27 protein-coding genes are annotated in these 18672 nt (G+C 49.3%); 10 read left to right on the plus strand and 17 right to left on the minus strand.

The annotated features are described in order from the left end of the window. Window positions 1-37 precede the first annotated feature (37 nt). The 13 genes from AACU59_RS16305 to AACU59_RS16365 form a co-directional block, all read right to left on the minus strand. Window positions 38-1378 carry a phage head morphogenesis protein gene (locus tag AACU59_RS16305; protein WP_094143077.1) on the minus strand — a complete coding sequence of 447 codons (1341 nt, stop codon included), beginning with the start codon at window positions 1376-1378 and terminating at the stop codon, window positions 38-40. After that, on the minus strand, window positions 1366-2490 hold the full coding sequence (locus tag AACU59_RS16310; RefSeq protein WP_254917421.1) for a phage portal protein family protein: 1125 nt from the start codon (window positions 2488-2490) through the stop codon (window positions 1366-1368). The genes AACU59_RS16305 and AACU59_RS16310 overlap by 13 nt, the downstream gene beginning before the upstream one ends. Further along, on the minus strand, window positions 2429-2860 hold the full coding sequence (locus AACU59_RS16315; RefSeq protein ID WP_094130215.1) for a hypothetical protein: 432 nt from the start codon (window positions 2858-2860) through the stop codon (window positions 2429-2431). Before AACU59_RS16315 ends, AACU59_RS16310 begins: the two co-directional genes overlap by 62 nt. A 9-nt stretch (window positions 2861-2869) precedes the next feature. After that, window positions 2870-3871 carry a major capsid protein gene (locus tag AACU59_RS16320; protein ID WP_064626345.1) on the minus strand — a complete coding sequence of 334 codons (1002 nt, stop codon included), beginning with the start codon at window positions 3869-3871 and terminating at the stop codon, window positions 2870-2872. A 58-nt stretch (window positions 3872-3929) separates the two neighbouring features. Continuing rightward, window positions 3930-4559, minus strand: coding sequence for a hypothetical protein (locus AACU59_RS16325; RefSeq protein ID WP_094143079.1), 630 nt, complete (start codon window positions 4557-4559; stop codon window positions 3930-3932). Further along, window positions 4556-4939: a hypothetical protein gene (locus AACU59_RS16330; RefSeq protein WP_094143110.1), complete on the minus strand. Its 384-nt coding sequence runs from the start codon at window positions 4937-4939 to the stop codon at window positions 4556-4558. Before AACU59_RS16330 ends, AACU59_RS16325 begins: the two co-directional genes overlap by 4 nt. A gap of 11 nt (window positions 4940-4950) precedes the next feature. Next, window positions 4951-5919, minus strand: coding sequence for a hypothetical protein (locus AACU59_RS16335; protein ID WP_094143081.1), 969 nt, complete (start codon window positions 5917-5919; stop codon window positions 4951-4953). 9 nt (window positions 5920-5928) lie between these two features. Further along, complete coding sequence (locus tag AACU59_RS16340; RefSeq protein WP_094143083.1) at window positions 5929-6441, minus strand: phage major tail tube protein; 513 nt, start codon at window positions 6439-6441, stop codon at window positions 5929-5931. An 8-nt stretch (window positions 6442-6449) separates the two neighbouring features. Continuing rightward, window positions 6450-8243 (minus strand): Ig-like domain-containing protein, encoded by a 1794-nt coding sequence (locus AACU59_RS16345; protein ID WP_094130227.1) that lies wholly within the window; start codon window positions 8241-8243, stop codon window positions 6450-6452. A gap of 72 nt (window positions 8244-8315) precedes the next feature. Continuing rightward, window positions 8316-8657 carry a GPW/gp25 family protein gene (locus tag AACU59_RS16350; protein WP_094130230.1) on the minus strand — a complete coding sequence of 114 codons (342 nt, stop codon included), beginning with the start codon at window positions 8655-8657 and terminating at the stop codon, window positions 8316-8318. A 121-nt stretch (window positions 8658-8778) separates the two neighbouring features. Beyond that, on the minus strand, window positions 8779-9501 hold the full coding sequence (locus tag AACU59_RS16355) for a phage baseplate assembly protein V (protein WP_094130233.1): 723 nt from the start codon (window positions 9499-9501) through the stop codon (window positions 8779-8781). An 8-nt stretch (window positions 9502-9509) separates the two neighbouring features. Then, window positions 9510-11162: a phage terminase large subunit gene (gene terL / locus AACU59_RS16360; protein ID WP_094130236.1), complete on the minus strand. Its 1653-nt coding sequence runs from the start codon at window positions 11160-11162 to the stop codon at window positions 9510-9512. Beyond that, window positions 11159-11710, minus strand: a complete 552-nt coding sequence (locus tag AACU59_RS16365; RefSeq protein ID WP_094130239.1) for a phage protein Gp27 family protein — start codon at window positions 11708-11710, stop codon at window positions 11159-11161. Before AACU59_RS16365 ends, terL begins: the two co-directional genes overlap by 4 nt. Window positions 11711-11849: 139 nt before the next feature. Here AACU59_RS16365 and AACU59_RS16370 point away from each other — a divergent pair, with 139 nt between their 5' ends. Genes AACU59_RS16370 through AACU59_RS16415 form a run of 10 tightly spaced genes read left to right on the plus strand, consistent with a single transcriptional unit; the run spans window position 11850 to window position 17330 of the window. Then, entirely contained in the window at window positions 11850-12488 is a 639-nt protein-coding gene (locus tag AACU59_RS16370; protein ID WP_094143085.1) for a hypothetical protein, read from the plus strand. Further along, window positions 12485-13072 carry a hypothetical protein gene (locus AACU59_RS16375; protein WP_094143087.1) on the plus strand — a complete coding sequence of 196 codons (588 nt, stop codon included), beginning with the start codon at window positions 12485-12487 and terminating at the stop codon, window positions 13070-13072. The genes AACU59_RS16370 and AACU59_RS16375 overlap by 4 nt, the downstream gene beginning before the upstream one ends. Before the next feature lies 1 nt (window position 13073). Then, complete coding sequence (locus AACU59_RS16380; protein WP_094143089.1) at window positions 13074-13472, plus strand: phage tail protein; 399 nt, start codon at window positions 13074-13076, stop codon at window positions 13470-13472. Beyond that, window positions 13469-13687 (plus strand): tail protein X, encoded by a 219-nt coding sequence (locus AACU59_RS16385; RefSeq protein ID WP_094143091.1) that lies wholly within the window; start codon window positions 13469-13471, stop codon window positions 13685-13687. The genes AACU59_RS16380 and AACU59_RS16385 overlap by 4 nt, the downstream gene beginning before the upstream one ends. Beyond that, window positions 13678-14709, plus strand: coding sequence for a phage late control D family protein (locus AACU59_RS16390; protein ID WP_094143093.1), 1032 nt, complete (start codon window positions 13678-13680; stop codon window positions 14707-14709). The genes AACU59_RS16385 and AACU59_RS16390 overlap by 10 nt, the downstream gene beginning before the upstream one ends. A 1-nt stretch (window position 14710) precedes the next feature. Next, on the plus strand, window positions 14711-15877 hold the full coding sequence (locus tag AACU59_RS16395; protein ID WP_094143095.1) for a baseplate J/gp47 family protein: 1167 nt from the start codon (window positions 14711-14713) through the stop codon (window positions 15875-15877). Between the two features lie 24 nt (window positions 15878-15901). Beyond that, a complete protein-coding gene (locus AACU59_RS16400) occupies window positions 15902-16162 on the plus strand; it encodes a hypothetical protein (RefSeq protein WP_064626333.1) in 261 nt (86 codons plus the stop codon). Beyond that, window positions 16159-16698 (plus strand): lysozyme, encoded by a 540-nt coding sequence (locus tag AACU59_RS16405; protein WP_094143097.1) that lies wholly within the window; start codon window positions 16159-16161, stop codon window positions 16696-16698. Before AACU59_RS16400 ends, AACU59_RS16405 begins: the two co-directional genes overlap by 4 nt. Window position 16699: 1 nt before the next feature. Beyond that, window positions 16700-17062 carry a hypothetical protein gene (locus AACU59_RS16410; RefSeq protein WP_094143099.1) on the plus strand — a complete coding sequence of 121 codons (363 nt, stop codon included), beginning with the start codon at window positions 16700-16702 and terminating at the stop codon, window positions 17060-17062. Between the two features lie 4 nt (window positions 17063-17066). Then, the gene (locus AACU59_RS16415; protein WP_176429226.1) at window positions 17067-17330 is read left to right on the plus strand and encodes a hypothetical protein; all 264 of its coding nucleotides are present in this window, start codon (window positions 17067-17069) and stop codon (window positions 17328-17330) included. Here the strand turns inward: AACU59_RS16415 and AACU59_RS16420 are convergent. From AACU59_RS16420 to AACU59_RS16435, 4 genes are read right to left on the minus strand one after another with little or no spacing between them, the layout of a single operon-like run. Continuing rightward, the gene (locus AACU59_RS16420; protein ID WP_141138396.1) at window positions 17314-17502 is read right to left on the minus strand and encodes a hypothetical protein; all 189 of its coding nucleotides are present in this window, start codon (window positions 17500-17502) and stop codon (window positions 17314-17316) included. The two genes, AACU59_RS16415 and AACU59_RS16420, sit on opposite strands and share 17 nt — an antisense overlap. Further along, window positions 17465-17740 (minus strand): hypothetical protein, encoded by a 276-nt coding sequence (locus AACU59_RS16425; RefSeq protein ID WP_094143101.1) that lies wholly within the window; start codon window positions 17738-17740, stop codon window positions 17465-17467. The genes AACU59_RS16420 and AACU59_RS16425 overlap by 38 nt, the downstream gene beginning before the upstream one ends. Continuing rightward, window positions 17725-18186: a regulatory protein GemA gene (locus AACU59_RS16430; RefSeq protein WP_141138128.1), complete on the minus strand. Its 462-nt coding sequence runs from the start codon at window positions 18184-18186 to the stop codon at window positions 17725-17727. Before AACU59_RS16430 ends, AACU59_RS16425 begins: the two co-directional genes overlap by 16 nt. Continuing rightward, window positions 18183-18458 carry a hypothetical protein gene (locus AACU59_RS16435; protein ID WP_141138397.1) on the minus strand — a complete coding sequence of 92 codons (276 nt, stop codon included), beginning with the start codon at window positions 18456-18458 and terminating at the stop codon, window positions 18183-18185. Before AACU59_RS16435 ends, AACU59_RS16430 begins: the two co-directional genes overlap by 4 nt. Window positions 18459-18672 lie beyond the last annotated feature (214 nt).

Consider the following 18672-nt stretch of genomic DNA (forward strand, 5'->3'; position numbering starts at 1 on the left):
TCCAGTTTGGGGGCTCCTTTCTGCGAGGAGACCTCTGCTACATTTTTAGTGTTACAAATGTCTGTTGCTCTAATTCGGATGTCGTCATGCTGACAAGCCGGTAAATTTGGCTACTATCGTATGCACTTGCAAAGGCTACGGCTCTGAGTGAGTCATCAAGCTCAAGCATAAACTGCAAGCTAGGTAAAAAGTTTCCATCCTTGAGGTCATCAAAAACCAACCACACTTCATCGGGAGATCTGATTAGCTTATCCTGTATCATCTCGCGGAACGGCTCTAGTTCGGGTGATTGTGTTATCGCTTTGCTGAGTGTTGCCGCAGACAAGCCTTGCTTGGTCACCGTTTTGGCTTGTTCCTTTAATACGCTTTTACTCTGCGCCTGAGAGTAATTCAAGATGCTTTGCGTCAGTCCATACTCTTGCGCTCGCTCCATCATCGATGCAGGCAATGTTTTCATTGATACCAATGGCGAACTGGTGAACTGATGCTCTTTACCTGTAACCGCATCTTTATCTAAGGCTTTACCACTAACTTGTTCTGAGGCTTGTCGCATCGATGCAGGCAGTGCTTCATACTGCTTACGTGAAAGTACAGACACAGTGGCTCGGCATTTATGGTGGTTTGGTGGATAGAAGCTTTCCCAAAACGGGTCGTCCTTAGGTTTGATCACGCCATCGAGCTTTCTGCACAGCTCTGTTGTTCCCGAGTCCAGCACGGACGAATAAACCAGGAACTCAACCAAGTCGTTATTCGCAATCTGGGTCCAGCGGCCAGAGTTGTACGCCGTCATCATATTGTTGCGATAATGCAACTCTAGCCAGTACGGGCTGGCTTCAGATATTCCTTCTTGCTCGAGAAGCTGACGGATATTGCCCAAGGTTTCAGAGCGAGATGCACCGCTTTCTAATGCAGCTTCATAGCGCTTTTTCACTCTGTTTACCGCATCAATACTGGAGACGTTCGCAACCGTAAAAGCACGAAGTTTCATCGCCGCTTCCATTTGACGATACTCTTTGGTATCGGTCGGTATCATCGCTTTGAGTGAATCAATCGCTTCCTGAAAAGGTACATCATCCACGGCAAGATAAATGGGGGCATAGGTCAGCTCGATGGGCTTATCTTCAGCTTCAGTGATGGCATTATTAATATGCGCCTGACCAAGTAACCAACTCACCATCATCGATGCGGCGTAGAGATTGGTGTACTGATTGGTGGCTTGGGTAATATCGATATCGTCAGGGTTTGAATGGGCTTTGAAAGCCGCTTCTAATTCTCTTGAAAGGCTCTTAATCGTCATCGATAACGCCTCATTTTCGAGGCGCTGTAATTTGGTGAGGTTACTGGTCTCTTTCTTGTCGAGACTCTTTAAAGCAGACATAGATGCTTTCCTGGTACGTCTGAAAACTCCAGACTTGGACGTTGATTAAAACCTTGTACGGGTTCAACCCCTGAGCCATTCGCCAGAGCCGATTCCAACATGGCTTTGTAGGCCTCCTCATCCACTCGGATTTTGATATTACCCTCACGACCGTTGGCTAAGAAAATCCACTTAAACAGCGTATCGTTAAGCGTCTTATGCACCATTCGAGCATCACGCTTGGAGACGCGCATGGCTGCGCGCTCGTGAACTTCACCCAAAGAGCGAGAGCCGTACTTTTGGTTACCGCCTGTGAGAGTCTGCCCAGTGATGCGCTTGGAGATTTTATTGTCGATGTATTCAATGGTGCGCAGCAGTTCGTCCACCTTGCCGTTCGCATCGAGCGCAACAATCTCTTTCACGCCAGACAGGGCAACCGCATCGCCGTTCATCACAGGAGCCAATGAGTTTGCAATCGCTTGCAAGTCAGTTTCGCCATTGGCATTCTCCGCCAATGCAATGGCAGTCGGAATGGCATACTTCTCACCCAAGCGCTCGATGTTAGCCCAGCTAATCCACTTACTTTGCCAGATTGGCCAGACCGATTCTAAGATGGTCTCACCGTATGGACGCTCAGTGGTCGCATTGCGCAGAACGGGAATGACTTTACCTGTCACCGGTGTTCTTGCGGTGTAGTCCACCGCGCTGTACACCAAGGTGCCATCTTTTAATAGACGAAAGTCTTCAGGACGTTTTTGCTCAGAATTGGTAAGAACAAGCTGAGAGCCGTCTTTCTCCCAAATCAGCTCCACCGGCATAAAGCCAAACTCGGTGGCACTGAGCATCTGCTCCATCAGCATTTCTAAATCAAAGTCCGCCATCACATCGTTGTAAAACGCAATGTCATTGGCTGAGCCTTCAATCACATAAGGCACTGTCATTGCTGTGGCATGTCGCATTTCAATGTCTGAGGCGACCTCTTCATCGAGTAACATGGCACGAATGGCACCAAAATAGTAGTTACTGCTTTGGTATCGCGCATTGCCCAGCTCAGTTGGCAATGGGTAGTGATTAACGATAACGTCGGTGGGAAGCCGAGCGATAAGGGACGATAATGTGAGATTCTTTATCACGGGCAATCGCAGCTCCTGTGTATTGAGCGCCACTGTCAGCGCCGTTATTAAGACCAAGCAACGAATTGATTAATGCGATGGCTTCATCTTTGCGATCGTCAAAATCAAACTCACTGATTTCACCCAACTCATAGATAGCCATTTGAGTCATGGCTTCAGCCAGCACTTCGTTATCATCATCGCTGTAGAATCGAGCGAGTGCATTCTTTTGACCAAGGTAGGCATAGCACCAACGGGCCGCTGATTGGCAGGCCGTTTGAGCGCTATTGCCATCGTTGTAAGTTAACGATTGATAGATTTGCTCCTCCAGGGAGTCAGATACTCCCTGGGGGGTGACCATCGCTCTTAACTGGGTAAGGGTAACAGCCATTATCGCTCCTTACGCCAGAGCGTTATCCGCCCAGCAAATGGCATCAACGACAACCGCAGGCAAAGGTTTAGACATGGTGTAGACATCGGCTCCACTTGGATCATCCACTTTTTTCACTTTCGAGAAGAACGGCAACGCCTGAAGACCCGCATCTAAATCATCCAGTGCGGCGTAGTAAAGGTTGTGACCTGCATCGAGGTCAACCATCACCATCTTGTCGTCATCAACGGTTTTTACGCGCGTTTTGAGACCGCCTGCCATGGTTTCGTACGAACCATTTTCAAGGTTAATAATGTAGCCACCCACATTCACCTGACCTTTACTCACTTTGACATCCAACACGTTAGATTGATTTTTACCTGCCAGCGTGACAATACGAGCAAACAACGTTTTACCACACAAGGTTTCTACGTTAATGCCATAGCCTTTTGCCTGAATGGCTTCATCCATTTCTTGCAGTGCGGTATAGACCATTTCAATCGTCGCATCTGCGGCATTCAATGAGGTTGCAAAGTTGTGGCGCAGCGTCTCGCCATAGTCAACGTCAAACGTCTCTAGGGCACCTTCAGCGGTTTTCATTGGGTAAGAAATTTTACCTGTCAATGACTGAGCACACAGCGCTTCGGTGGAGAACTCAATCTTGCGCATCACGCCAAACTGAAGCATGTCGAAGAACTTTTGAATGTTCTGTAAACCTAACGCTTTCATGTTGTTCAGCTCTGCCGCTGAAATATATGACACGGTTGAGAAACCTTGAGGCTCGATGGCTTGTGTCTCTACATCATCACCACCTAGCTGATAAGCCTTGGTGCCACGACGCACCACCGGAATATTCGAAAGGGTTTCTTTCAACACACTCCAAGGGATACGCACACTTGGGTAAAAGATGGCTTGGCCAAACACTTTATTACGGATGCGCATTGGCACCGGTTTACGTTTTTTGTACTTATTCAGCAGCTCTGCCCATTCTTGTGGCGCTAACAGGCCGCGTAAAATATCAATAATATCCATACTTTTTTCTCTTTATAACAGCCGCCTATTGAACGGCTGTGTGCATTAATGGGAGTGGTTACTTCTCTGAGCTTGACTCAGGCGCATCGACGCTGGGTTGTGGTGAGCCATCCGTTGATGGGGCGTTCTCGTTTGGTGATGCATCTTCAATCACTAAGCCGAAACTGTCCTCAACACGTGGGTAGTCACCTTTTTTGGTAAACGCCACTTGAATGGAGACTTCACCATTACCCACTGGGGTGATGACGCCTGTCTTCTCATCCACAGCGGCCACCGAAGTGTCACTGGATGAATACTTCACAACTTGCTCGTATGGGTTGTTGATGCCCAAACTGAACTTGCCTTCGTTATCACCATCAGAAAACACAAGAGTGGTGTAAGGCACTGGCACATCATCCACTTTCACAAAGCCGACGTGCCCCAACGTTGAATCATCTTCAAGGCTTTTATCTTGGATAGATTCAGTGGAGGCTTTCACTGCAGGCTGACCCAGTTGGTGATACGCATCGCCTTCACGTTTTAGGATTTGCAATTTCGCAATGGCTTGCTCAATCAAATCGTTTCGACGTGAGTGATGCAGCAAGGTACGCGGGTGTGCTCCTATCTGAACAAAGGCGTTGGAGGCTTCACGCAGCGCTTTTGAAAAAACGCCATCTTGCTTGGCTTTTTGTTGCTCTAACGGACTCATAGCCAAGCCCCTTCAGTGAATAGATGAGATAGTGACAACGTGAACTCATTGGAAGCGGAAAGCGCACTGCCATCGGCAAGCACAACGCGATCGCGAAGGTAAGCGCCAAGGCGAAGTGTAGAAACCGATGCATCACCTTCCATTTGTTTGGTGGTCACAATACCCAGCGTAACTTGAGTAACAGTTAGGTTTCCTGCGCCATCATCCTGCGCGGTTATTAAAGGGGAACCGTTCCAACGCGCCGTAATGACACCATCTGCAATAACGACTACATGACCAGGCTCTAAATCGGCTACGCCATTAACCATCATTTGTTGGATGACGTTACCACCGCTGTAACTACCGACAATTGCAGGTGCGCCTTTGATGGTCTTTTTCATTCCAAAATCCATTACCAACCCTCCGGATCAAAGTTGTCTTTTTTAGCGCCGCCGTTATCAGCCAGCTCTAAGTTTTGGGTTAACTGGTCCCACGTCGATGGTTTCGCTGGAGCCGCTTTCTTCTCTGGCATGGCTGTCAGCATGCCTTTGAGTTGGCTGTAGCGGTTGCCATCACCCGAGGCGCAAAGCTCAATAGCAGAAGCGCTATCAATCATGGCTTTCACGCTCTTGCGCAGCTCATCGCTCATCTCACGAGAGTCCGCGAGTTCAGTCAGCGTTTCTTTGCGATCGCCAGCTAACGTGTCTTGCATAGCGGTGACCGCAACGTTTGACTTATCGCCATCGGTGGTGACTTCACCATCCTTATTTGGTTCGCCGTCTTTTTTAGCCGGTGCAGGCGTATTGGGTTTTATACCCATCGCTTCGAGCTGCTCTTTGACGGCATCGCCTAACAGCGCTTTCAGTTCGTCTTTCTTCATCGTTATTCCTGTTTCATTGTCATCAGAGCCAGACTGAGTGCCGACTTCTGCACTGAGATAGATAGCGCCATCGCAAAAGTCGCTATCGCTTAGGTTCACCACATCACGGGTTTTGGTTTCAGCCGCCGGAGGAAGTTGACCCAAGAACGCGGTGTGATGCATGTACCATTCACCGTCTTTGTCCGGCACCGGATGGATACCGGCGCTGAAGCCTTCAAACTTGCCCGAATCCTCCAGAGCTTCCATTTCAGGGGTGTAAATAATTTCCCCAACCAGCACGGTCTTTCCGGCTTTATCGCCACTGCCAGCTTCGGTTCGAAGGTTGGACACTCGCCCCAACGCGGCAATCTGATCGCTGCCTTTGGTTGGGTGACCTGGGGTCACCGGTGGACGAGCGTCCGGTTTGTAGTTGCGAACCACCGATTCCAACTGCGCTTTAGTGACAGGCTGACCATTCTTTTGAATGCCATCAGCCACTATCTCTAACTTACGAACTCGCATAACTGCTCCTTACAAAGTGACTGTGACACCAAATTGACCAGGGTCATCTGGCGGATATTTCGTGCCCGTTTGCATGTCGAGCATGAACACACGGCCCGAGGTATTGCTGATTTCAATAAAGTGCACAGCAATGTTGGCGGTGTACGGTGAGCCTTCATCGCTGTATCCAGGCACTGGCGGATTCTTCACATAGCCATGAATACGAGTGATACCGGCATCAATGATTTTTGTGCCCGTGTCAGAATCCAGCATTCTGACTTGGCCCGTCATGCGCAGCTTTATCCAACCGTCGTTATTGGTCAGTTGTTTCACATCGCCTAATGCGACCGACTGAAACTCGATGGTTGCCGTTGGCGCTTCGTATTTGCCAGTGGGTACTTCCACATCACCCAGACCACCTAAGCCGCCCACGGTGGCCATCTTACGTTGCAAATCCGCGCTCGCACTTTTCACACGTCCAACGTATTGGGTCTCATTGATGAACGTCATCTGGTCACGCCAGACTACACTTTTCTCTGCCATGACTTACCTCACGCAATCAGTTTGCTAAAGGCGCTTTCCAAGCCTTCAACGTAAATTTCAGCGACAAACTCGACGCTCTGCATGGGTACAGGCGGCGTCATTCGATAGCGGTACTTAATTTTGCCCAGCATCAGATTGGTGAGCGGGTTATCACCGGCATCAATCGACACACTGCTGTACACCAAAGCGGTACCTTCTTTCGAACGCAGATAGTCGTTCACCGTATCTTTCACGCGGCCACACGTGGTGTTGGCAATATCGGTGGGACTGGTGAACATTGGAAAGTCCAAGAACTGACGAGTGACATCTTCAATGCTCTCTTCAATGATGTCCGCAGTGCGGCGCACCGAAAGAAACGACAGGTAATCACTTTTGGCTGGGAACGCGGTTGAGTAGTTACCAAAGTTCTTCCAACCGCCGTGGTTCATCAGCGTCGTAATGCCATTCACGTTGAGATAGTTCACATCACACGATGGGTCGCTTGGGATGTAATCCAACTCAATCGATGGGCCAATCACATCCGCCATTACATAGTTCGATGGTGAACACCAGTAACCCGTCTCCGGCACAATGTTCTGCTCGGTTTGGTCACGGTCTACCTGAGCAATCAATCCGCACAGACTTGGCGCGTACCAATCCACAACTGTTGCGCCATCTTCAGCCAGCACTTTCGGACGCGGCCAACCAACATACGCTCGTTGTGAGGTGTACTTTTGTTTCCACGCGTAAGCTTCTTCTGGGGTTGAAATATGCTCAGGCATATCACCCACCCAAATACCGCGAAGGGTGCTGATAGCCGCAACCGCAAGCCCCATCGCGCCATCCTTGTGCAAGATGCCCGGAGCCATGTTGATTTTGGATGAGAAGCCATAAGTCTGTTTTGCTTTGCGAAGCAGCGGCAGCGCTTCCATGAATTTCGCGAGCAGCGCATCGGTCACGCGAGAAACTGTCAGTACATAAGTCAGCTCAACGCCTGCTACGTCACCCACATTGATGGTGACATCGTTATCGTTGGTGTAGCTGTAGTTACTCTTCGGTGCGAGCGTCACCGTGACCACGGCTTGTCCTTCAGACAAAGGCGTAATGGTGCCGTCACTGCTATCGACCAAAGCAATGGCTTCATCAACAATCGACCAAACAGCGGTTTGCTCGTACGGGTTGATTAACGCGTTTGGTTGAGAGTCAGCACCTAAGAACGCGGTCGCTACAGAATCGCCCAACGTTGCTGGACTCATCACCTTGCCTGCGCTCGGGTTGGTTTGAGCGACCGTCACGCCATAGACATGCGCTTCGTCTACATCATTCTCGCCATCGTTAAAGGTGACTAATGCGGTAATGTTGGCAACGCCTGCTTGCACGGGAGTGACAACACCCGTTACCGCATCAACGGTCGCAATCGCTTCATTGTCTGAGCTGTACGCAATGTCATAGGCGTGAGGGTTTGAAATTGAGATAGGCAAGCTTGCACCATCATCAATATAGATTGAGGTGCTAGACGTGCTCATCGTTACGCCAGAGACAGCAGGCTCTTCGACTTCAGGGAAGTCGCTGTCTTTACCTAGAGGGATGGCAATAATGGAGTTGCTTGGCACATAATTGTGAACACGACGAATGGCATTTTTCAACGTGCCTTCACCGAAGACTTTTTTCGCGTCGTCGTAATTGGTGGTGTGGTAGAGCTTTAATGGCTCTGCCAACTCAGAGGTTCCGAACACACCAATCACACTGGACGACACTTCGATGACCGAAATGGGACCTGTGAGCGATTCGATGGTTCGGATGCCGTGAAGTAATTCGGCCATGGATACTGTCTCCTGTTAATCAGTGGAGTCAGTATCTGAGATTTCTATAGGGATAATTTCCGTTCGGCAGGGTTAGGCGTTGGTGAAATCGAAGACTTCACTTTGACCCGTGGCGAGAATTTGGCAAGAAAGTTTAATGCCAATGATGCCTTGTGGCAAATCGGTTTGGTATACGATGATGCTTTCCAGCCTAACGCGAGGCTCGTACTTTGCCACAGCTTCGGCAATCGAGACTTTCAGACCTTGCACTTCCCATTGAGGCTTATCAACATACTCTAATGCATCGGCCGCGTAGTCCGGCATGTAAATCCGTTCACCTTTCCCCGTGTACACAATCATAAAAAGCGACTGCTTAATATCGGACACCAAATCGATATTTCGCCCGCTTGCTGCAAATTTGAGTGAGTAGGTCATGCGTACCCCGTTTGAATTCGTTTGAAATCCGGTTTGAATGAGTTTGAATAAAAATATTCGAACATTCACACCAGATTGAAATTAAACGCCCTTAGAATCGCTCTGAGAGCGTTTTGTTATTTTATTGATTTGCACCGGAGGTTGGTCTGCCTTCAGCGTCATTGTGGGTATGGCTAATCACAGCGACCGTTACCCCATTAATGGTGACTGAGCCTTGCATGATTGCGCCGCTGCTCATCACTGCCGCTCCTCCAGTGGTACTGCCGTAACCCGCCGCGCCCACCAAACCGGTGAAGGTGGCCGTTTTCATTCCCGTCAACGTATCCATCAAGGTGGTGGCTTTGACGACCTTGAGCGTATCAAGAAGCTCGGTGGCTCCAGTTACTTCCAGTTTGGCATCAATCAATACTTTGTCGGGATTGACGGTGATGGCTGGTGTTCCACCGCCAATCTTGAGCACACCCGTTTGGGTTGACTGGTCATATTCTAAAAGCGTGCCGTCTTTAAACTGAACCCCAAACTTATCGATGTTCGCGATATAAGGCTTTGCTGATTTGTTGGCCATTGAGCCAAGCACAAAGCCGGACATCATCGAGCCACTGGGAATGAACAGGCACAGCACTTGCTCACCAACCTCAAAGTTGCACGAAATGCTGACGCTTTTACTGCGCATCCCCAGAACAGGAAGCCAATCTGATTCGGGATATCGCAGCCCAGGGAAAGTGACCTTCACGCGCCGCAGATGCGCGTCAACGATGCTGACCTCCCCAATGCACACCAGTTTACGCAGCATTGAGAGTACATCACTCAGTTTGGCTTTTATCTCTGCCAGTTTATTGAACATATTGGCTCCTAACGCAATATCCGGCTTAACGCACCACCGCCGAATCGAGACAGCGCCTGCGCGGCAGTGCGGATAGGCCTTGGTGTTTGTGGCACTGCGCCACCAACAAAACCGGATTCAAATCCACTGATGGCCATCTCTACCGCATCAGGGCCATCATCATGACCACGTGGAAACTCTAGGAACATTTGACGCAGCAGTGTTTGGGTTTCTAAGAACTGAATGAGGCCATTCTCCACCTGTGAAGACAGAGACTTGATCCGTACCTGCTTGTTGCCGCCTTTGAACTCACGAACCGGAAGACGCACACCTTTCTTCTTGGCGTAACGCATCACTTCTTTTTTGTAGATCTTCTGGAAGGCGACCGTTTCAAACATCACAAAAGACGGTCGATGTTGCAGATACACATCCACAATGCGCTGAGCAAACTGCAAGTCCGATTCCTTCCAACCTTTGGCAAAGAGGACATGATCCACCATGGTAATTTTGTGGCGAGCCACGACCGCAATAAATGACCAGTCGCCTTTCTTCAAACCCGTAGCAGGGTCAACTGCCATGCCAATGGTGCAGTCTCGAAGGTCAAGTTCGTAAGGCTTGAAGTAGATAAACCAATCTTCTTTAAAGTCCGCATCTTCATCGGCAATGGGTCGGTTCATCCATTCCGTCCACCACGCACTGCCGGAGGCTATCCGCTTATTCTCTAAGTCTTGCAAACTCCAGCGAGACGGGAACAGTGGACGCCCTGAAGGCGTAATGGCACTAAAGCGCAGACCTAACCAGTTTGGAAGACGACCGTCTTCAATCTGATTTAACAAGCGTGACGGCAAGTCGTCAGGGTGCATGATGGTATTGGCAATGATGGTCAGTGCGCCTTTACCCAAGTTCATGATCACGCGCTTAAACCAACGTTCAGCCTGACGACGTAGTGTGGGCGATTCCACCTCTTTATCATCGAGTAAGTCATCACAGATGATGTGGGTCGGACGCTGGTATTTGTTCTTGATACCACGAAGACGTTGACCACGACCCACCGCAACAATGGATGAACCATTCGCGAGCTTTATCTTACGTTTGGTCCAGGTGTTGCCTCGCTGCTCGCCGTAGTCGTCCAGGATAAGTTCGTTATCTTCTAAGTCGTCTTTGATGGCGTCCATCATCTCTTTGGCGCTATCAGCCGATGCACCACAAATCACAATGAACGAACCAGGGTGATTGAGCGCAAGCCATAACGGCATCGCCTGAGTATTACGAGTGGTCTTACCGTGGTCACGTGGCTCGATGTCAAGAATCCCTTCGTATTCACCACTGATGGGCTGCTTAATAAAACCATGATCGCGTGGGTCAATGAGTTCTTTAAACAGCGCTTCATCTTGACGGTTAAGATTTCGATTAGCCGCAAGACGCGTGAGCGCCAGTTGATATTCACTGAACGCCAGCGTGAACGCATCAGGCATGTAGGTTTGACAGAAGTAAGCAAAGTCATGCTTGGATTTAGCGCGGCGTTTTTTGCGGGCTTTTTCTTCCTTCTCTTGACGTGCTAACGCTCGCGCTTCTTGCGCCTTACTTTGTTTGGCAATGCGTTTGTCTTCAGCCGCAATATTGGCGCTGTCACGAATGTTCTCTAAATCCGCATCAGACAAACCTTCAAACAGGCCACTCATCGACGGCCTCGTTTGGGTTTCTGCTCAATACGAATTTTCTGGATGATGCTCACCAGCTCAAACAACAGCTCTGGGTGTTTCTCTTTGAGCATATCAGTGAGCTGATTTTCAAACTCCGCTTTCGCCGCATCGACGCCTTTACGAAACTCGACTTTCAAACGGTCAAGGTTGACCTGCGCATCGGACAGACGAGCCAACAGGTTGGCAAGCTTATTGGGATCTTTAAATGACTCAGGACCAAACTCCAACTCACGCAGCACTTTAAACATGTAGCGCTGCATGATTTGTAAGTTCAGCTCTGAAATATCGGTGTTTGGACTGTCTTTGAATTCCTTTAGAAAGACCTCAGCCTGCTCTTGAACCAGACGCTGCTCTTCAATCAATTCTTGGTTACTGCGAATAACACGATGCACTGACGAACGGGAGATATCAAAGCCATCTTCTTTAAGCTGGGTAGCTATCTCATCCAGATTCAGTTTGTCTACGGTGTACATCTCAATGACGCGCTCAAGCAGCCCGTGCAATTCCACCTTTGAGCGTGGGGCCATGGGGTTTCCTTCTTATTATTTTAGTGAGTTTGAAGCTTATCCCTTGGAGGTCTTATTAACTTCCGTTCGGCAGATGTCAGCTAAATAAAAGGCAGAATTCAATCAGGGTTCAAACACAGTTCAACGGAGCACATCAGCAATGAAAGGTTTTCTGGATGCGCTGCATAACACCACCAAAGCGATTGATGGACTGCCAGAAATACTGGCTCCATTTGGGTTGCAGTGTGTGCGCGACAACATGAAGAACGGCACCTTTAAAGCCAACTCTCCGCTGACCAAAAACACCAAGAACGCAGGCGCGAAACCGCTCTTTGATACGGGCGAGACCTATGCATCGTTGACGTATCAAGCAGGCAAAGACGAATACCGCGTGGGGACAAACAAAGCCCATGCACCGCTGATTAACAATGGCGGCGTGATTAAGGCCAAGAAAGCCAGACAGCTCGCCATTCCAGTGAACAAGCAAGTGAAAAAACGCACTGAGGTGTATGGGGTGCGTAAGACCTTAGAAGGCTTAGAGCGGCAAGGATGGAAGATTTTCTACCGCCCTCATTCGATTATGGGGCGAGCGCCACTCGGCGCAAAAGCCTTTGGTCAGCGAGTGAAAACTAAAGCGAACCGAAACAACAAAGGTGCGGATAAAGGCGTGTTCTATGTGCTGTATATCCGAACGCCCCAGGTCAAAATCGCCAGCCGCGAGTTTATGTACTTAAGCCCTGAGCAGCAGCAAGCGCAAAGAGAGATGGCATTAGAGCAGTTAAAGGCAGCAATTCAATGAAAGTCATTCGAGCATTAGAGAAAGTGTTAGAAGAGGCGCTTGGCATGCAGGCGGTGGTTGAACCGTCTAATGCCATCGCCCGAAAAGAAGTGCGCGTGATGTTTAACGGCATTCGTGGTTTGAACCGCTTACCCCTTGCAGTTCAAGGCTCGTACGTTCCTTATGAAATGTTGGTGGATGTGGTGATCTCTGCACGTGTCAGTGGTGGTAACACGCAGTGCTTCTTATCCAGTCAGCAGATGCAGCTCAACCTGTGCATGACGGACTTTCTCGCCAACGACTTGATTGTGTTGAAAGACATTGGCGAGGCGTTGCCGCCTGGATTTGGCGGACTCAGTGAACGGTTAACCATTAAAGGTGATGCAGAGATTTCAGATGCTCGCAAAATTGGTTCGAGCTGGAGTGAGCCGAAACGTGACGATGACTTTGAACACAAAGACGAGCTGTTTGTCTGGCGTGAAGATTGGCAAGCCACATTAGAGCTGACCGTGCACAAGCAGTTTACCAACCCTGAAGTAACCGAAATTACCGCCCACAGTGAATTAACTGGCGAAAGCCACACCATCAGTGACGAGGAACAATAACATGGCAGAGCAATCAGCAAACTATGCCCAGTGGGGCGGCTTTGGCGACTTGGTGTTTAAAGGTCGCTTCACACCAAACAAAATCAGCGACTCGCGCACCTTTAAGATCAACAAACAAGATCTCGTTAACGGTTATCCCGCGCACCAGAACATGGGCGAAGATGAGCACACCGCCTCACTGGAGCTGACCTTCAACAACCACTTTGTGGACATCACCAAGATGACCAAGCAATTGGAGCAGATGGGAGAAAGTGGAGTGCCACGCGCTTTGGTGGTTGGCTCAATCGTGCAGGGCCGATTCAGTATTCGCAAAATCAACCGCACCAATGTTCAAACTCTACCTAGCGGCGTAGTGACCAGCGTGGACTATCAACTGGATATTGTGGAAGTACGTACATGAACACCTTAATTGCTCGTCAAGGCGAGCGCTGGGAGCAGCTTTGCTATCGCGCCTATAGTGCGACCAACCAAGCACTCGTCGATGCGCTCTTTGATGCTAACCGTGAGCTGACCCGCGCCATGACCACCTTTACTTTCAGCGGAGGCGAAACCGTCAACATCCCTGCGGTGAAAGTGGTGAACACCGTCAGTGTGGAGACGCCACCATGGGCATAACCGCAACAGGGCTTATTCGTCCATTCGCTATTTTGCATTGGGCAGGAAAGGATGTGACCGCAGAGCTTAGCCGCTATGTAAAGTCGATGACCTACACCGATGTGATGGAGAGCAAGCAAACGGGCACCGATACCTTGTCTTTGACGCTGTTTAACAAAGACCGACGTTTTTGCGATACGTGGTATCCAACCAAAGGCGACACCTTAAAGTCCGGTATCGGTTGGTTAGATGAGCAAGGTCAACGTCATGAATGGTTATGGGGTGAGTTCAGTATCGATGAAGTGTCGTTCAAAATTGGTCCTGATGATGTGATGGTCGGCGCGAACGCCAAGCCGCCAGCTGCTGAGCGTGGCTTTATTGATAACCAGCAATGTCTGGTACAAGAGAACGTGACCTTCGAGCGCGTTGCTCAGTTCTGGGCAAAAGACAGTGGCCTATCGTTTATCAAAGCGCCTGACACGCCAGACTTTCGTTTTGATCGCATTGAGCAGCGTGACGAGAGTACGCCCGCGTTCTTAACCAGGCTGTCTGAGCAAACCAGCGTGCCGATGGCTATCAAAGGAAAGAATCTTGTGATGGGCAGTTTTGAGTCTGATGTGATTCAAATCGACACCCTCAATCGTAGCATTCTGACCTCTCTTAATCTGCCTGACAGCGCTCGCTCTAAGTATGTTGCCGTGGAAGTGAATGGTTATGACCAACAAGCACAGAAGCTGTTCAGCTATCGAGCCGGTGATGCCACCGCCACAGGCGACAGGGTCAAAGTGCTGCATAACATCGACAACGTGAAATCCATGGCTGACGCCAGAGCGTACGCCGAGTCCTATTTGCAAAACGGTGCAGACGGTAAGCAAGGCGCAAAAGGCCGAATGTCGGTGGTGAATACCATGCTGACCACCGCGCACCTGATTGAATTTTTAAACCTTGGCAAAGTGCCAAACCGCTGGAAACCCACCACAGTCAGCACCTCCATCAGTGGTCGTTCGTGGACGGCCAGCGCTCAACTATCAAGAGCAAGCTGATATGACAAACCGATTTCCAAACATACCAGAGCCGAAACTGGTTGATGTGAACTATGACGCTGACCTTGCCAGTTTGAAGGCTCGCTATCAAGAAGGCACTGGTCACTATCCTGGCATTAATGATCCCGAAACCTTCCACCTTGAGCAGATTGCCTACGAGAAGAACGAACTCAAAGCGCTCATCAACTATGAAAGCAAACAGAACTTGCTTCCGTTTGCTGAAGATGAACGCTTGGACAACATCGGACTACTGACCGAAACCGAACGACTGCCAGCCTCAAAGGCCCGTACGGTAATGGCGTTTAACTTTTCCTTGCATACTGGGCTTGTCATTCCCCAAGGCTATCAAGTGATTGCGGTGGATAACCAAACCATTTTTGAAGCATTGGAAGATACGGTGGTCAGTGCCGGCATACTCACTATCAATGTAAACGTGGAATGCATTAAAGCCGGTATTCAAGGTAACGGCTTCTTGCCTGGACAAATTAACCAAGCTGTTGAGCCATTAACCGCACTTGAAAGCGTGACGAATACCGAGACCACACAAGGTGGTTCGGAGATTGAAGACAATGATGCCTTTGCTTATCGCATCTATATATCACCGTCCAAGTTCAGTGTGGCTGGCCCCTATGAAGCGTATGAGTATTTTGCACGCTCCAGCAGCTCGTCGATTAAGAACGTCTCAGTCTGGACGCCCGCACCGAATGAAATTGAGATCAGCGCCATTTTGCAAGACGGCTCGCTGCCGAATCAAGCCATCAAAGACTTGATCAAATCGGAATGCTCAGGGGCAAAGCGTGTTCCGATGGGAGACTTAGTACGCGTCGTAGACGCAGAGGATGTGGCCGCAACCGCCAGCTTTCACCTGCAAATCTTTAGTGATTACGCGTCACTGGCTGAATCCATTCAAAGCACGGCCAAAGCGAACATTGAAGCCGCAATCAACGCGTGGAAGACCCAGCACGGGCGCGACATTGTGCCTGCGGCTTTAACCTCACTGGCGCAACGCATTGAAGGGGTTTACCTCGCCAAAGGCACGGTGAAAGACAGTGAAGGCACGGTTATCACTGACACCAAGAGTGTGACGAAAAAACAACGGCCGCTCATCACATTAGAGAGTTTTACCTTTGAGGTTGTGAGCGAAAACAGCCAGCAAACATTTGAATAAAAACAATAAAAGAGAAGAAAAACAATGAATGAAACTGGAATTAAAGCGGCTTTGATGTCTCTGGCTGATTTAGCGGGCCTCAAGAAAGTCGGCACCTCCGTCGCTGCAACGATTGTCAGTTTTGGGGTTAACGATGTGGCGCAACTGGTCGCCATTGCCGTGGGTATTGTGTCGGGTTGCATGGCGATTCGCCATTACGCAGTGGCGACACAATTAAACAAAGCCAAACTGGCTCGCCTGCAAGCGGGTGATGACACCATGATGAAGTCGGAGGAGACCTCATGAACCTGAAAAGTAAAGCGACCCAAGTCATCGTCTGCTCTGTGACTGCGGTTCTGGCGATTGTGTTCAACATCGATGACGAACTCAGCGTGAGTGAGAACGGACTTCGCCACATTGCCAATGAAGAAGGTTGCCGAGCCAAAGCTTATCAATGCAGCGCGGATGTCTGGACGATTGGCTTAGGGCACACGTCAAGCGTGAAGCAAGGTGATAAGGCAACGAACGAACAAGTCGCCCAGTACTTTGTTAAAGACGTGGCCACAGCCGAAAAGGTGGTGAAAAAGCACATTACCCAAACCCCGAGCCAAGCGGAATACGACATGATGGTGAGCTTTGTCTTTAACTTAGGGGCTGGAAACTTTCAGACCTCAACGCTGCTTCGAAAGTTTAACCAAGGCGACAACCTTGGCGCTTGCCAACAGTATCCAAGATGGGTGTATGTCAATGGCAAGGACTGCCGAATCGAAGAGAACGACTGCCCAGGCATCCCCAAACGACGTGATAAAGAGATGAACATCTGCTTAAACGGGTGGCAATAACATGGGTGCTCTGAGCCAATTCAAACGCACCGCACTATGGGTAGCGGGAGCCATTCTCATCCTGAGCTTACTGGTGAACTACAAGCTGTTTGGTTACACCAGTGAGCTAAAGGCCAGCAATAACACCTTGAACGAGACCATCACCAGTCAGGAGACCTCCAACAATCAACTGGCCCAGCGTATCTCTGAATTAACCGACCAACGAAGCAAGGCGCAGCAAGCCGCTGACGAATCGTCGCATCGAGAACGTGATGCCCGCATTCGGCTAAGCGACCGCATTGAACAATTAGAAAAGGAACTCAAAGATGAAACGTGCAGCACTGTGCCTATCGCTTATCCTGCTGACTGGGTGTCAGGATACTAAGGTTGTGACTCGTTATGAGTATCAGGATGTGATTCAGATACCACCAAGTAGCGACCTGATTGAATGTGAGCAGCCTTTTAATCAAAAGCCAAAGACCTATGGTGAAGCGGCCAGCCGCGATGAAGTGTGGTTAACGTACTTTCGGTTGTGCGCCTGTAAGCTTGAGCGCAATCGCACCTTCTACGGTTACACCAATAAAAATGACGCTTGTTCCAAGCTGGAATCAAGTGCCATTCAAACTCCACAACCGGTTACCCAAACAGACTGAGTTGTTCCTCAACTTTACCATTGGCCACTTCGCCCTTGTCTTTGACGAACACAAACCAGGTTTGCAATTTGGAGGCAAAGAAGTAGCCATCTCGCACATGGTTGCGCTGTGTGCGAGTGCAGCTATTAAAGACCTCATAAGCTGGAAGCATACGGATCGGTTTCGATTGCATGGTAATTACTCCTTCTCCATAGGTACTCGGCTAACTCTTTTGGTGTGTACCAATTGCGGATCCCCAAATCGCTTTTAATGATCGCTTTATCGACTTGATTGAGAGCCGCTTGAAACTGACTTGCAGCAATGCGGTTGTCGGGATACATCTCAAGCAATAGCGCTTCTAGTTCATCTTGCGTTTGAGGGTTCAACACTTCATAACGCGGCTCTGCCCGAAACTTTACTCTCCGTGACATGACGCCTCCTTACCCGCAATCCAACGCTCAAGTCCTAAAATCACCGGACGAATATTGTCACGAGTGAGCCAGCGAGCACGCTCCACCTTAATGGTGCGCTTTACAAAGCTATCAAGCGCAGGGTCATCTAGCCCTTGCCAGCCAATAGATTTTGCTAATATTGCCAGTTTAGCCCATTGCTTACTGGATGGCTGATTGGATGAGCTGCCACCCAAGCGTTTTTTAAACTTAGGCGAGTCTTCCAAATAACCTTGCTGCTTTAACTCGTTGACTAACTGCATCAGTGCGCCATCGGTTAAATCCTTACAGCTTGTTTTGCCCGTTTGGATACCTAAGTAGTTGCGGTACTCATCGTCATCAAAGAAACCCATGCGATCGAGTAGCAGCGCTTTCACCCCTTTATGCACCAAACCATAATAAGCATGGCGGTTAATTTTCATCTTCATAGCGCCTCCTCAATCGGTAAGGTGAAGGGTTTGCCGAGCCAGTTCTTATTCGCCACACGAAGCAATAGAGCCGCTAAAAACTCTGATTTTTCTTTGGTAGAGAAGCCAGCGTTTTCGCGCAGCGAATCAAAGAGGTCAGCACTGTCGGCATCGAGAACAAACTTACGTTCAACACGGCCTAACGCCTTGCTACGTAAGCGACTATCACGGGTTCTATCTGCTTGAGATTTGGGGTTGTCGACTTTAGGTCGCCCAAGGCGAATGGAAGACATGACCATAAATGTTACTCACTAACAAAAAGTGTTTGGTCATAGTTTATGCATTTGGAAACGTCTGTAAGAAAAAGTTGAGGGGAAAAAAGAAAACCCTTACTCGTCGGATGTACAACTTTCAGGGCTTACTTAACGAAGACAGTATTTATAGATTTAAATACCACAATACACCTTCGATATAAAAGGCAGCTAATGCGATAGTACCTTGTACGCC

It is taken from the genome of Vibrio sp. V23_P3S9T160 (assembly GCF_963886625.1).
GTDB lineage: Bacteria > Pseudomonadota > Gammaproteobacteria > Enterobacterales > Vibrionaceae > Vibrio > Vibrio anguillarum.